The 14656-nt window shown below is 63.0% G+C and carries 8 protein-coding genes, 4 pseudogenes and 1 other annotated feature; of the genes and pseudogenes, 5 read left to right on the top strand and 7 right to left on the bottom strand.

The features are described 5' to 3' along the window. Positions 1–190: 190 nt before the first annotated feature. On the bottom strand, positions 191–892 hold the full coding sequence (locus AWC08_RS27300) for a TetR/AcrR family transcriptional regulator (protein WP_033721584.1): 702 nt from the start codon (positions 890–892) through the stop codon (positions 191–193). Positions 893–1207: 315 nt separating this feature from the next. On the opposite strand from AWC08_RS27300, the gene AWC08_RS27295 reads away from it, so the two are divergent. Then, complete coding sequence (locus tag AWC08_RS27295) at positions 1208–1657, top strand: SRPBCC family protein (RefSeq protein WP_007172254.1); 450 nt, start codon at positions 1208–1210, stop codon at positions 1655–1657. A 352-nt stretch (positions 1658–2009) separates the two neighbouring features. Here AWC08_RS27295 and AWC08_RS39755 read toward each other — a convergent pair. The 6 genes and pseudogenes from AWC08_RS39755 to AWC08_RS27260 all read right to left on the bottom strand — a co-directional run bounded on the left by AWC08_RS39755 (position 2010) and on the right by AWC08_RS27260 (position 9261). Then, positions 2010–3350 (bottom strand): annotated as a pseudogene (locus tag AWC08_RS39755) (IS256 family transposase). Positions 3351–3829: 479 nt separating this feature from the next. Next, positions 3830–5088 (bottom strand): IS3 family transposase gene (locus tag AWC08_RS27280; protein WP_087588774.1). Its coding sequence is split into 2 segments (ribosomal slippage): positions 3830–4785 and positions 4785–5088, totalling 1260 coding nucleotides; the frame shifts between segments, so codons are not numbered across the junction. Continuing rightward, positions 4658–4789: a sequence feature (AL1L pseudoknot), on the bottom strand. (Overlaps the previous gene by 132 nt.) A gap of 54 nt (positions 5089–5142) precedes the next feature. Then, positions 5143–6021: pseudogene (locus tag AWC08_RS27275) on the bottom strand (IS110 family transposase); the annotation flags it as partial. Positions 6022–6390: 369 nt separating this feature from the next. Continuing rightward, positions 6391–6597, bottom strand: a pseudogene (locus tag AWC08_RS27270) (transposase); the annotation flags it as partial. 162 nt (positions 6598–6759) lie between these two features. Next, positions 6760–8325 (bottom strand): flavin-containing monooxygenase, encoded by a 1566-nt coding sequence (locus AWC08_RS27265; RefSeq protein WP_007172240.1) that lies wholly within the window; start codon positions 8323–8325, stop codon positions 6760–6762. Between the two features lie 45 nt (positions 8326–8370). Next, positions 8371–9261, bottom strand: coding sequence for a metal-dependent hydrolase (locus AWC08_RS27260; RefSeq protein WP_172975555.1), 891 nt, complete (start codon positions 9259–9261; stop codon positions 8371–8373). A 137-nt stretch (positions 9262–9398) separates the two neighbouring features. On the opposite strand from AWC08_RS27260, the gene AWC08_RS39750 reads away from it, so the two are divergent. The 4 genes and pseudogenes from AWC08_RS39750 to AWC08_RS27240 all read left to right on the top strand — a co-directional run. Then, entirely contained in the window at positions 9399–9722 is a 324-nt protein-coding gene (locus AWC08_RS39750) for a hypothetical protein (RefSeq protein ID WP_007172237.1), read from the top strand. Positions 9723–10054: 332 nt separating this feature from the next. Further along, positions 10055–11293: an IS110 family RNA-guided transposase gene (locus AWC08_RS27250; protein WP_007172236.1), complete on the top strand. Its 1239-nt coding sequence runs from the start codon at positions 10055–10057 to the stop codon at positions 11291–11293. A gap of 712 nt (positions 11294–12005) precedes the next feature. Continuing rightward, positions 12006–13793, top strand: coding sequence for a group II intron reverse transcriptase/maturase (gene ltrA, locus AWC08_RS27245; RefSeq protein ID WP_046186391.1), 1788 nt, complete (start codon positions 12006–12008; stop codon positions 13791–13793). 184 nt (positions 13794–13977) lie between these two features. After that, a pseudogene (locus AWC08_RS27240) lies at positions 13978–14656 on the top strand (transposase); the annotation flags it as partial.

The following is a 14656-nucleotide window of genomic DNA, read 5'->3' as shown; positions in this document are numbered from 1 at the left end:
CGTCGGCAGCTGAGCCTCAAACCGTCGGATCGCAGGTCGCCTGAAACTCACCGATCCACAGGTCTTGACGATATCTCCACTCCCGATCCGTGTCTCCGGCACATCCACTCCTCGTAGTGTATGCCTCTACGGTTCAGGGCAGGTTCAGCATGTCGGCGCCGCCAGCCGCCCGAACTGGGAAAGCGACCGCTTAATTTGCCTCGGCCGATGACTCTAGCTTCGTGTCAGGAGTGAGGTGCACCCCACGCACTTCCGCAATTGCCGAAAAGGCGCCCCACAAAAAAGCGGTCAACTCTTCGACAAGGGCATCCTTGCTGACGGTCGGGGAATTCAGCCAGCGCAGCACACCAAGTCCCACCGCTCCCAGAGCAGCATCCACAACATATTCAAAGTTGGCGCCCTCGCCACCACGCGCCTCGATAGCGGCTGACCAAACATCCACCGTGGCGTCCGAGAGCGGCCTGCCGCCCTCGATCAAATCCGCGGGCGAACGCCCGTCCCTGAAGTGGGAATTCACCAGGAAACGAAAAAGATTAGGCCGCTTATCCACGAGCCCGACGTAAGCGGCCACCGCGGAGCTGACCAGCTCCAGCGCCGTGGTGGCGGCATCAAACTGCGGCACGACTTGCTCGATGATCATCTCCTGCACCCGCTGGCCGACCGCGGCGAATAAGGCGTCCTTATCCGCGAAGAATCGATACAGCTTGGGCCTGGGGATCCCCGCGGTCTTTACGACATCGTCGATGGACAGGTCAGGCCCATACTCGTCGATCGCGCGAAGCGTCGCTTCTATCAGCTCCGCCCGCACAGCAGCTCGATGCTCGCGCCAACGATCGGCTCGGGCATCTCCGGTCAACTCCGGTAGCAGCCGCCCCACGGCACCCAGGTTCATCGACACCCCGAAATTCTAATCTAAAAGCTAAAGCTACTGCACAAGCCAACGGTGCGTCAGGCAACTCCTCACGCGTTGAGCCTCTCGGTGCCCGCCTGGAAGCGCCTGAACGTCGCGCCGCGCGTGACGATCCGTCTTCACCATCATGAACGCGATTCATCGTAGCGGCCGGCCGACCCACCACGAGGGAGATTCGAAATCCAATTCTATTGACGGGTTGTGACGGTGATGCCACCATCAACCCATGCGCACTGACTGCAGGGATCATTCTGTAGGCGATGCCACGGCGGAGTCTTTGGCCTGGGCTGGTGGCGCATGACGATGGTGTTCGCGTCTGGCACTCTAGAATTGCCGGCTGAGGCGGTTTTCGACTACGCTGTCGACTACCGCCGGATGCCGGAGTGGGTCTTTGGGTTGCGCACCATTACGCCAATCGGCGAACTATCAGACGGGGTCGGCGCCGAATTTCGAGGAACCGGCAAGATCGGCCCAATCGCGATGACCGGAACGAGTCGCATCACCGAGTGGGAGCCGTGCCGGCGCATCACAGAGGCCTTGGTGACCAACAACGGCATAGTTGCCTTGGCAGCCGTTGCCACGACGCCGATGGGATCAGCAGTGACCCGCGTTGACATAACTGCCGACTACAAGTTCCCCGGTGGGCTCGCGGGCAAAGTCCTCCAGCGCGCTATCGAGCCGTTGCTTGGTTCAGGTATCCGACACACTGAACGAGCACTGCGTCGGCAATGTCTACGCACCTGCTGAACAGCTCCCACACACTGAGCCGTCCCGGCGTTTCCGGAGACTCCCGATCTTGGGAGGATTCGAGTTATGGCACGCCCGAGCAAGTATCCCGACGAGCTTCGTGAGCGTGCAGTGCGCATGGTCGCTGAGGTGCATCCGCAGTACCCCTCGCAGTGGGCGGCGATCACCGCAGTAGTCGAAACCCGGAACGAGGGCCCCCATACGTCTGGACCAAGACCGTCGACCAAATCTTGATCAGCATCGTCGGCAACTACTGCACCAAAATTAATGACTCAGGGCACTAGTTCGTTTGGGTGGCGTCCGGAATCCGGTGTAAATCGGCCTGCGGAGGTTCTGGCTTCGGTGAGTGATGCTACGCGGTGGCGCTGACGGTTTCGGTGGTGCTGCTAGCGAAGTCCGGGGTGTGCTGGGGCCACAGTTGCCGGGGTGGTTGCAGCAGGCTGCGGCGCAGGTCTTGGAGCTGGCGCAGCCCGGCGGGGGTCATGGTGAGTCCGCGCCAGCCGCGGGATGCGCGGTCGAGCACGGCCCAGGCGATGCTGTTACAACTGGTCTCGCCAGGGAAGCGGCCGATAACCTTTGCGCGGCGGCGGGTTTCTCCGAAGGTGCGTTCGATGAAGTTCGAGTGGCGGATGCGGTGATGATGTTCGGGCGGGAACCGCAGATAGGCGGTCAGGCCCTCGCGCTCGGTCAGCATGATCTTCATCGCTGCCGGGTAGGTGGTCGTGTAGCGGGTAGCGAACGCGGTCAGCCGGGCGTCGACCAGTTCGACCAGCCGCGGACCGGGCTCGGTTTTGAGGTCCTCAGTGTCGAAGCAGGCCCAGTAGCCGTCGCGGATCTCGGCCTGCATCCCGGCCGGGATCTTGGCCAGCACGTTGCGTAACCGCTGGATCAGGCAGCGTTGCCGCAGCGCGGTCGGGAAGACCTGCTCGATCGCGGCGATCAGGCCGCGGGCACCGTCGGAGATGACCAGCAGCGGGCACGCTAGCCCACGGTCGGTGAGATCGGTCAGGAAATCGGCCCAGGCCTCGGTCGACTCCACCACGCCGGGGGCCAGGCCAACAAAGACGGGCTTGCCGGCGGTGGTGACGCCCCACGCGGCCAGGATCGGCTCGGCCGGCGAGCCGGGATGCATCCGGAAGAAGGAGGCATCCAGGAACAGCTAATCGAGCACGACATCGCCCAGGGGCGCCGCGCCCAGGTGTTGTACTCGGTTTTTATCGCTTGGCATACCTGCGAGACAGTCGATTTCGAGATCGCGGCCTGATCACCGAGCGCATCGGCAAGGGTGGCCTCGACATCACGCACCGACAGTCCGCGCACGAACGAGGCGATCACCAGCGATTCCAGCGCATTGGTTTTGGTGACGTGCTTGCCGAACAGGCGTGAGACGAACGCGGCGGTCGTGCCGCGCAGCTTGGGCCGCTCCAGGGTGACTGGGCCGACGGTGGTCTTGACCGTCGCTGGCCGATAACCATTGCGCGCCCCGGGGCTGCGCATCCGGCGCGGCCGCGGCGCGTTGGTAGCGGTCACGGCCGAGGAACTCGGTCACCTCGGCCTCCAGCGCGGCCTGCATCAGCAACTGTGCGCCGAGCCGGGCCACCTCCTCCAGAATCTCGGGCAGCTCACGATCGGATGCGAACAGCTCGTCGATCTTGGCGCGAACACGATCAGTCGGCGATACTCGTGCAGGCACGGGCATAGGTCCTTTCTTCGATGACTTGGTAGGTCTCGAAGCAGAACCTATGCCCGGCCCATTTACACCGGCTTTAGGACGCGACCGTTCGTTTGCCTTTTCTTCCCAGACTGCGCCGGACGCCGAGGCGACGCCGCCCTCCCGCCGCCTTGACGACAAGTGCTAGTGTGGCCGTGCCCAGCACAAGGTAACGGCGCCACCCCAGCGCCTCCACGACCATTGCTACCGAGGCCGTGGCCAAGACAAGCACTACAACGCCCGAACGGCGAATCGAATCTAATCTCATGGCCAATAACTATAGCGTTCGTCGCGACCGTCTGGAATGCAGGCCATGGCCTTTAAGAGCTCCACACTGAATCGCCCCGGCATGTCCGGAGACTCCACTTCTTGGGAAGGTTGGAGTCATGTCAGGTGGTTCATTGAGGAGGTATCCGCCGGAGCTGCGTGATGAATCGCCCTGGTTCTGTCGGAGGCTCGGGTTATTGGATTCCGATCAGGGGTTGGTCGGTCCGTTGTGCATCGTAGAAGGTGGCTTCGAACTCGGTCGGAGGAACGTCGGCGAGGTAGCTGTGTAGGCGGCTGGTGTTGTGCCAGTACACCCAGGCCAGGGTCGCCAGCTCGACGTCCTCGACGGTCTTCCAGGGCCCGGTGTGAGCCGGCCCGTAGATCAGCTCGGCCTTGTAGTAACCGTTGACGGTCTCGGCCAGAGCGTTGTCGTAGCTGTCCCCGATGGTGCCGATCGAGGGCACCGCACCGACCTCGGCGAGACGTTCACCGTAGCGGATGGAAGTGAACTGGGACCCGGCATCGGAGTGACATGTCAAGCCCGGCAATGTGTTTCCACGTGACCAGCGGGCCATCTCGATCGCGTCGAGCACCATGGTTGTGCGCATGTGGGAGGCCACCCGCCAGCCCACGATCATCCGGGAGTAGGCATCGACGATGAAGCACACATACGCCACCCCAGCCCAGGTCGGCACGAATGTTAGATCCGTGACCCACAGTTGGTTCGGCGTAGTCGCCGTGAACTTCCGCTTGACCAGATCGGGGTGGCGAGGCGCTGTCAGGTCGGGTTTGGTGGTGCGGACCCGTTTGCCGCGCCGCGCTCCTTGGATGCCGGCTGCGCGCATCAGTCGGGCGACCTGGTCTCGCCCGACGTCGTGGCCGGCACGGCGGGCGGCTTTCCACAGCTTGCGGGCGCCGTAGACCCGGTAGTTGTCCCACAGCGCCACCAGGGCGGGCGCCAGCTCGGCGTCTCGACGGGCCCGTGCCGACAGCGGCCGTGCCTTGGTGTCGTAGTAAGTACTCGGGGCCACCGACACCCCTGCGGTGCGCAGGACGGTGCAGATGGGCTCGACCCCGAATTCCCCACGGTGGGTGTCGATGAAGTCGACTACTTCTTGTGTTGGCGGTCGAGCTCCGCGCCGAAGAAACTGGCCGCTCGTTTCAGAATCTCGTTGGCCCGCTTCAGTTCTCGTATCTCTTGCTCGAGCTCTTTGACCCGCTGTGACTCCGCAGTGGACACCCCAGGTGCATACCCGTCGTCGATATCGGCCTGACGCACCCAGGAGCGCACCGACTCGACCCCGTAGCCGAGCTGGCGGGCTACCCGTGACACCGTTCCCTGCTCGGTGCCCAACTCGGCACGCAGTGCCCGCACCATCCGCACTGCAGCGGCCTTCTCCTCCGGGCTGTAACGACGCGCCGTGGGCTTCCCAGACGACTGTTCCTTCGGCATACCTGCATCCTCGTTTCCAAGGTCAGGAGCCTCCGGGATTTCCAGGGCGATTCACACCTCGGCAGTCTTGCCGGAGAATCCCGGAATGCTCATCAGCAGTTCCCGGGTGAGGCGAAAGGGCGCCATCGCTTCCTCGATGCGCTCATCGAGGCGACCGATATCGGCGGTGTGAGCATCGATGCGGTCAAGGAACAACCGGGACATAAACGCGTGATGCTCACTGAACCGGCCGATCAACGCCTCGGTCAACGCCGGGATCTTGCGGCGCAGCGTCCGCTTGGCCAGATCGGCAATCATGGCTGGATCGTTCTGGCCGGCGATCAGCGCCTCGAGCATCGCTCGTCCGGACACTCCGGTGATGTCGGTGGCCACCGAGGTGAGTTTGATCCCGGCGTCTTCGAGCAGCTTCTCCAACCGCATTACCTCGCGCGAGCATTCCCGGGTGATGTGCGTGCGTGCGTGGGTCAGATCCCGCAGCGCGCGAATTGTCAACGGCAATCGAAAACTGATCAGGAGTCGGCAAGCACTGGTCAGTATTCACTTGCCGCCGACACGAATCGGCGGCGGCGGCACCAACGACGCCGTCACCAGCCCGTGAGCCCCGAGATCGGCCAGCCACGCAGCATCAGACACATCGGTCTTGCGGCCGGGCACATTGCGCACCCGCGACGCATTGATCAGCATCATGTTCAGCTCATCGTCGAGCAGGTAGTAGAACGGTTTCCAGTAGTCGCTGGTGGACTCGATCACCACACACGTGACCTTCTGCGCGATAAGATGCTCACGCAACGCCAGGATCTGTGATGTCATGGCACCCCATGTCGTCACTGTCGACGACGCTCCTCTGCGTCCATGGCCCTGAATCCGCACACAGACCTTCGCGTCTTTCTTCGAGCAATCGATTCCCGCGCACCGCGGGTGCACCACATCCATCGAACTCACCGCCTCCCAACAGGATTGACAAAGGGGCGTGTTCCGGGGAGATGTCGGCGTCGTCTGAAAACTGACCCCGTGTCGCCGTTGACAGGAGAGCGGGATGAAACAGAATTCTGACACTCGTGCTCGACGGCAACATTCCACGGTCCCCGTGGATGGGGGGCTCTCCACCCTCAGGCTAATTTGCGGGCTCACAGGCAACATAGTGCAACCGGGGTCAACCGAAACACCTTCCAGCATGAACCGTCGGCCGCCTGGACGCTGAACCCAGCGCAGGCCCCGTTCGGAACCGCAACTGGCTCGCGGAATTTTCGATCACCACGGTGAGAGCGAAGCGCGCCCGAGAAGCTAGTTTGATAAAGTCGGGTCGACCGCTCCGGCCGTGGTGAGCACGGTTTTGCGGCCGCGCCCGTTGCGGGAGTTGCCCGAGCCATAACCAGCCGGATCGCCGTACTCATAGCCCAGGTGATCAGCGATCTCGACATCCAAAGCGCGTTGGAGCACCGCCTTGGTCATCTGCGCCAACAGCCCCTCAGGTGGAGGCGTGGTGGTCGAACGAGCTGGCCACCGCACGGCGGATCGACTGGTTCAACCACCGCCGCCTGTATGAATACTGCGGCGATGTTCCGCCAGCCGAACTCGAGGCCGCCTATTACGCTCAACGCGAGAGAGCAGCCGCCAGCTGAGCTCTCACATCAGAAAGTCTCCGGACTCACCGAGACAGTCCCCGTTGGATTATCCGGCGATGAGCGGATTTGTGCGGTGCTCACCGTTTCCTCGGTTTGAGCCAGAAGCCATTTCGGAAGTGCTTTGGTGTGATGTCGAGGCCGGCAGAGTTGCCGGCCGGGATGCTTTGGTCGTGAAGCGCAGACCGTCATCGATCTTGCCGCGGCGTATTTGACGGACATCGAAGAGGTAATTCTGCTTTGCTTTCCATGGACCGCGGGATCCAGACTTAGGGAGTTGATCCATCGCGCGTTGGAAGTAGCCGGGCGCAAAATCCGTGAACGGCAGTTCCTCGACATCCTCGCCAGGGTGGGGAGCTACGACGGTGTCGTAGCCGTGCGCATCCATGTAGTTGAGTAAGCGACAGACGTATTCAGACACCAGGTCTGCTTTCAGTGTCCAGGACGCGTTGATGTAACCGATAGTGAACGCCATGCTCGGGACGTCGGATAGCATCATGGCCTTATAGGTCATCGACTTCGCGACGTCGACGACCTGGCCGTTACGGGTAATCTTGGCGCCGCCGAACAGCCGCATGTTCAAACCGGTCGCGGCGACAATGATGTCGGCCGTCAACTCCTGACCCGAGGAAAGCTTGATCCCGGTCCTGGTGATGTGGTCGATAGTATCGGTGACTACATCGGCCTTGCCGTCCCGAATGGCCTTAAAAAGGTCGCCGTTAGGGGCCAGGCATATCCGTTCATCCCACGGGTTGTACTTCGGCCCGAAATGCTTATCCACGTCATAGCCTGCGGGCAGCTGGTGCTTAGCCCAAGCGATCAGCGCTTTTCGCATGGAACGGGGAAAGCGACGCGCCAGTCTGTACTGCGCCACAGCTAACAGGATGTTCTTCCAGCGGTTGACGAAGTCCGCGCTCCTTGTCGGTAACCACTTGATGAGCTGCACGGCAATGGGGTCGATGTTTGGCAGCGATCCGATGTAAGTCGGTGAACGCTGCAGCATCGTTACCTGGCCAGCGCCTGAATCCACGAGGGACGGAATAAGGGTCACTGCGGTAGCACCGCTGCCGATGACGATGACGTTCTTACCCGCATAATCGAGGTCTTCGGGCCAGTTCTGCGGGTGAACAATAATTCCTTCGAAATCCTTCTCGCCCCGGAATTCTGGACGATACCCCTGGTCGTAGTCGTAGTAGCCGCTGCACGCAAACAGGAACGCGGCCGTGATCTCGGTCGTCTTTTGGCGGTCCCCAGCCACCTTGATCGTCCAGCGCCTGTCGGCGTCCGACCAGTCCGCAGACAATACCTGGCTACCAAACCGGATGTGGTTGTCGATGCCGCTCTCGGCGGCAGCTTCCCAGAGATAATCCTTGATCGTGGCGCCATCAACGGTAAAGCGCGGCGAGTGCCACGGCTTGAAACGGAACCCGAAGGTGCACATGTCGGAGTCCGATCGGATGCCCGGATACTTGAACAGGTCCCATGTACCACCCAGATCAGCTCTGCGCTCTAGAACTACATAACTCTTGTTGGGACAGCGCTCCTGCAGATGCCAGGCAGCGCTGATACCGGAAATACCCGCACCCACAATCACAACGTCAAAGGATTCGGACATAAAACTGCTTGCTCCCTTCTTGGCGACGGTCTCGGTGAAATTCGGTCACTTCAGGTAGCCGACCAGGGCCCCCTTGGTGCCGAAGAGTTCCTCCTGCCATTGCTCGAGCAACGCGTTGGTGTCGATGTCGTCGGGATGAAATCCCGGTCGCAAGTATTGCCTGAGCTCTGGGATCAAACCCCGAAATATCGGACCGCGGTAGACCCGATAGGTCTCACGCACCAGTCGCACTGGCTGACGGCACGCTTCGGGATCCCGCGCCACCGAATACGCCAGCGTGCCACTCATGAGGAGGAGCAGAAGGGGGATCATTACCGCCATCACACGTCGACGCACCCGCTCGGTACCCCCCACCGAGCGGAATACGTCAAAGGCAACCGACTTGTGCTCAAGTTCCTCCAGCGCATGCCACTTCAGGAGATTCCACACCTCCGCATCACCCGGGATCGCCCGGAAGTCCTCATCGCCGAGCAGCCGCTCAGCAAGTATCGCGGTGAAGTGTTCTGCGGCTGCTGTCACCGCCAGCGGAATCCGGGCCGGCAGCACCTCCTCGATGCGTTTCACCCAATCAACAAACTTTTCGGAATCCCACCACCCAATCGGATACCCCATGTCAACGAGCTTGTCATTGAGCGCCCGATGCTGCTGGCCATGCACCGATTCCTGACCGATAAACCCGGCCACCCGCTTCTTCAACCCAGGATCGGCGATCTCATCGGCAAACCGGCGCACCGACCGAATGAACAACTCCTCCCCCGGCGGGAACGACCCCGACAAGTTCGCCCACAGGTGGCTGAAGATGATGTCGTCATCGAAGAAATACTTGCTGCCCTCGCCAAAGGGGAAACGTATCCGCCGGGTTCTCGGATACCGAGACCCCACACTTGCCGCACTTGCAGTGGTCACTGCCCCTTGTCCTATGTCTCCGTCGACCATGACAGGCTGCCCTTCCTCGAACATCCAGTTTCGGATACCGATAGTATCGGGTGTAGACGTGGTGCTACAAGTCAAATGTCCCGCTCGCTCGCTTGGGGAGACGCGGGCGCAGAAAGCGCCATGCCCGGGGTACGCAGATGCGCCTGAAGCGGGTGTGGCTGTTGACTTCCATTTCGATGGCACCACTGACCGCCGCCAGATCAAAGATCGTCTCGATCATCGACGAACACACCCGCAAATGCGTCGACGGTCGGGTGGCGCGCGGCATCACCGGCGAGGACCTGGTCCTCGAATTTGACCGCCTGGCCAGACAGCGTGATACCCGCCCGACGGCGCTGCGGTGGAGCAATGATCAGGAACCTAATAGCTTTGTAGGGCACTGGACGATTCCTGATCAGAACTCGGGGCTAGACCCCCTTCCACAGGCGGGAACGCCGGCTGCTCTGCGACCTTCCGAGTGAGCGGTCGGCCAGCGAGTGTCGACGGAACGCCTGACCGATACCGGGGTCGGCTAGACCTGCCGGGAGAACGGCGAGGTCGGCGTGTCGTGACCGGCTGCTCCTCGGAAGGGGTTGGGGTGGGGAACGTGGTTCGAGCCCGCCTGCACGATCGACACCTCATCGACGGGGAGCCGTTGAGCTCTGACAAAGACTGGGGGTCGTGCGGGTTGCTGGGGTCGCGAACGGCTCAATCGGAGGTCAGGCCATCAGAGCCTTGCTATTAGGGCGCCGCGCGTTCTCACAAAGGGTCACGCACCCAACACATTTCGACAACCAAGGAGGTAAATTTGTCCATGGTCACGTGTGGGATCGACTGGGCCCAGGATCATCATGACGTCGCGCTGGTGGATGCCGACGGTCGGCTGGTCGCCAGACGGCGCATCCCCGAGTCGGTCGCCGGATTCGCCGAACTGACCGCCATGCTGGCCGATGCCGACGACGACCCTGAGGATCCGATCCCGGTCGCGATCGAGACCCCGCGCGGGTTGCTGGTCGCCGTGTTGCGGGCCAGCGGTCGACCGATCTACCCGATCAACCCGATGTCGGTGGCCCGCTATCGGGAACGGACGTCGATGTCGGGCAAGAAGTCTGACCACGGCGATGCGGTCACGCTGGCCAACATCCTGCGTACCGACATCGACCAGCATCGTCGGTTACCCGCCGACACCGAACTGGCGCAATCGATCACCGTGCTGGCCCGTGCCCACCAGGACGCCACCTGGCGGCGTAACCGGGCCGGCAACGAACTGCGGTCGCTGCTGCGGGAATATTTCCCGGGTTTCCTGCACGCCTTCGCCGACCGTCCCGGCGGAATCACCGCACCCGAAGCTCGTGCGGTGCTCGCCATCGCTGCCACCCCGGCCAAGGCGGCGCGGCTGTCAAAGCCGCAGATCACCGCCGCCCTGCGCCGCGCCGGACGCCAACGCGGCCTGACCACGCTCGCGGCGACAATCCACCAGCAGCTGCGGCTGCCGCAGCTGCGACACCCCGCCCCGGTCGAAGACGCCTTCGGTATCCAAGCAGTCGCATTGCTGGCCACCCTCGACGCTGAGTGCGCCAACGTCGACCGGCTGGGCGAGGCCACCGCCGCCACCTTTGCCCAGCACGCCGACCACAGGATCATCACCTCATTTGTGGGGGTCGGCGACCTTACCGGTGCCCGCCTGCTCGCCGAAATCGGCGACGACCGAACACGATTCGCCGACGCCCGAGCATTGAAGGCGTTCGCCGGGTCGGCGCCCGTCACCAAAGCCTCTGGGCGCAGCATCCGCATCACTCACCGGCACGTGAAGAACAACCGACTTGCCGCCGTCGGATTCGTCTGGGCGTTCATCGCGGCCGGCTGCGAAGGACCCACCCGCGCTCACTACCTGACACGCCGCGACCACGGCGACCGCCACCCCGCAGCCCTGCGCCACCTCTACAACCGCATGCTCGGCCAGCTCTACCACTGCCTGCAAACCAGCCAAACCTACGACCCAATCAAGGCATACCGACCACCCCCGACGCACCCCACACGAGCCGCCGCTTGACTGTTAACAAGATCGGAGGTCTGTGGGTGCGACGCGATGTCGCGCATGTGAGTGAGCTCGTGGAGTGGAGGTCGGCGATGCCGGTCGCGTAGTTCTCGGTTGGTGTTCGTGACCGATCCCCGCCCTGACGTGCGTCGACGGGTCCTGCCCGTGGGCGTGCGAAGCTCAGGGAAGAAGCCCAAGGGCCCCCGTTCCGTCTGGGGGAACGACCGGGCGAGGGAAGGCCGGACGGGCGAATGCGAATGAACCCTTGATGACGCCTCGTTATTTGAAGCCCGGGAAGACGGGTTGAGAACCCGGGTGATAGGACCCGGCCGCTGGCAGTGGCGGCAAGCGGCGACCGGAGGCCACAGGCCGGTCGTGCGAACACCGCTGGTCTCGGGGTATAGAGGGCGCCCTCCCCGGCCGTATCTCGTATGCGCGGAACGTGGAAACCCCGTCGGGTCCGGCCTTCGGGCCGGTAGGCCGATCGTGAGAGGGGCGGAATCCCTCGGCGGGAACAGGATGCTCAAGAAGCGAATGCCGATGGCCGAAAGGCAGCGGGACCTGTGGTCGTGGTGCCGCCGCTCCTCCTGGGCGGCGATCATGGGGAACCGGTCGGATACCAGCGTGGTGGCTGGGCTCGAAAGGGCGCTGACGTGGGCAGGTGAGCCTTTGAAATACCGAGACCGAGGGCCTTGCGAACCGGAAGGGCAAGTTGGACACCGTAGAGGTGAACGGACCGGAGGGCGTTTTCGATTGGACCGTCGTGGATTGGCGTGTCCATGAGGAAAACGTAGCGAGGTTGCGGCGCAGGATCTTCAAGGCGACGCGGGAGCAGGACTGGGCCTCGGTCCGGTCGCTGCAGAAACTGATGCTGGGTTCCTGGTCGAACACGTTGGTCAGTGTGCGACAGGTGACTCAGCGCAATGCTGGGCGTCGAACGGCCGGGATCGATGGGGAGGTTGCCCTGTCGCCCGAGGCGAGAGCGAATATTGCGGTGCGAGTGCATGATTCGCGGTCGTCGTGGGAGCCCTTGCCGGTTCGGCGTGTGTATATTCCGAAGGCCAACGGAAATCAGCGTCCGCTCGGTATCCCCGTGGTGATGGACCGCTGTCATCAGGCGCGGGTACGCAACGCGCTGGAGCCCGAGTGGGAGGCTCGGTTCGAGGCCCGTTCCTACGGGTTTCGCCCGGGCCGTAGCTGTGCCGATGCGATCCAGTCCCTTTTCCTCACGCTCAAAGGGCCACGAGCCCAACGGGCATGGATTCTGGACGCCGATTTGTCGGCCGCGTTCGACAGAATCGACCATCCTCGGCTACTCGACAAGCTGGGGTCGTTCCCGGCCAAGGAAATGATCCGAAAGTGGCTGAAAGCCGGGGTGATCGAGAACGGCGGGTTCGCGCCGACCGAGGAGGGTTCTCCGCAGGGCGGGGTGATCAGCCCGTTGCTGATGAACGTGGCACTGCATGGCCTGGAGGAGGCCGCGGGAGTTCGTTACCGCAGTTCGACCGGTGTTTACGCCGGCGCGGCGATAGCGGGCAACCCGGTTCTGGTGAGATATGCCGACGATATGGTCGCCTGCTGCCATTCACGTGAGCAGGCCGAACACGTCAAGGCGCAGCTTGCCCGGTGGCTGGCTCCGAGGGGTCTGGTCTTCAACGAGGATAAGACGCGCATCGTCCACCTCGAAGAGGGATTCAGCTTCCTCGGATTCAACATCCGCTGCTACCGCCACGGTAGACGGCCGGGCAAGTTGTTGATCAAGCCGAGCCCGGAGGCGATCGAGCGTATCCGCAAACGGTTGGCCGAGGAGATGCGCAGGCTGCGCGGCTCCAACGCCAGGGCGGTGATCGCCCGGATGAACCCGATTATCCGGGGATGGTCCGCCTACTATCGAGGTGCGGTGTCCAGCAAGGTTTTCAGCTCGCTGGACCACTATATGTGGCGGCTCACCTCCGGGCGGGCGCGCCGACCGCATCCGAAGAAGCCGAAAAAGTGGATCGCACGCCGCCACTGGGGTCGGTTCAACAAGTTCAGGAACGATCAGTGGGTGTTCGGCGATCCCGAACGGCCGTTGGATGACCGCCGTGAAAACATCGCGTGTCTGGTCAAATTCTCCTGGACTCACATCGTCCGACACACGCTAGTCGCGGGCCGGGCGTCTCCCGACGCCCCGGAATTGGCCAGCTACTGGGCCGAACGACGGCGCAAGGTCAAACCCGCGCTGGACAGCTACAACCTGCGCCTGCTCGCCAAGCAGGACGGACGGTGCCCGCTGTGTGGCGATCATTTGTTGACCGTCGATCAACCCCCGCAGTCGCCCTCCGAATGGGAACGGTGGTGGTTAGGAGTTGTCAAGCGAGCCATCGCCGCCGAGCATCTCACCCACCACGGGCGGCTGGCCCGGTTGGACGAGACCCACCTGGTACACGCCTCCTGCCATCGCAGCCTTCGGGCTAAGTTGCGCGGGAGCCCAACGAATTACGCAGTTCCCGCAACGTCCTCGGGGCTTGCTTGAGCCGTATGCCGGGACGACTGGCACGTACGGTTCTGAGGGGGGACCGCCGCAGCAATGCGGCGGTCCTACCCGACATGAGCCTCGGTGAGGCAGCCTGAAGGGGCGCCGCCTTCCCGAGGGTGCTCTGAATTCGGTTTGTCTGATCAAGGACCGGCGTTGGCGCGCTGGTTGGGAAGGTACGCCCATGCTCACGGTAGTTCACGACGTCGACGAGTCCAACGACAACACCGGTTCGGGTCGCTCGTTACTCGATGAGGTCGTCCGCGATGGCGCCCGGCAAATGCTTGCGGCGGCGCTGGAGGCCGAAGTCGGCCTATATCGCGCAGTTCACCGATCAGGTTGACGAGAATGGGCATCGCCTAGTGGTGCGCAACGGCTACCACGAGGAGCGGACCGTGTTGACGGCCGCTGGGGCGGTGCCGGTCAAGGCCCCGCGGGTCAACGACAAGCGCATCGACGCTGACACCGGTGAGCGGTGCCGGTTTTCCTCCCCGATTTTGCCGGCGTGGGCGCGCAAGTCGCCGCAGATGACCGAGGTGTTGCCGCTGCTGTGCCTGCACGGGCTGTCCAGCGGGGATTTCGGCCCGGCGCCGGAGCATTTCCTCGGCACGGGCGCGGCGCTCTCGGCGACCGAGATTACTCGGCTGACCGCGCAGCGGCAGGACGAGGCCAAAGCCTTCGGCAAGCGTGACTTATCCAGCACCGATTACCTGTATTTGTGGGTGGATGGCATCCACCTCAAGGTGCGCCTTGAGGTGGAGAAACTCTGTTTGCTGGTAATGATCGGGGTCCGTGCTGATGGCCGCATGGAGCTCGTCGGGCTGGCTGACGGCTTCCGGGGATCGACTGAGTTCTGGGCTGAT

Origin of the sequence: Mycobacterium gordonae (genome assembly GCF_002101675.1) — a bacterium.
In the GTDB taxonomy this organism is placed as follows: Bacteria; Actinomycetota; Actinomycetes; order Mycobacteriales; family Mycobacteriaceae; genus Mycobacterium; species Mycobacterium gordonae.
Note: the sequence above shows the minus strand (reverse complement) of the source record. Positions and strands in the feature narration are given on the sequence as shown.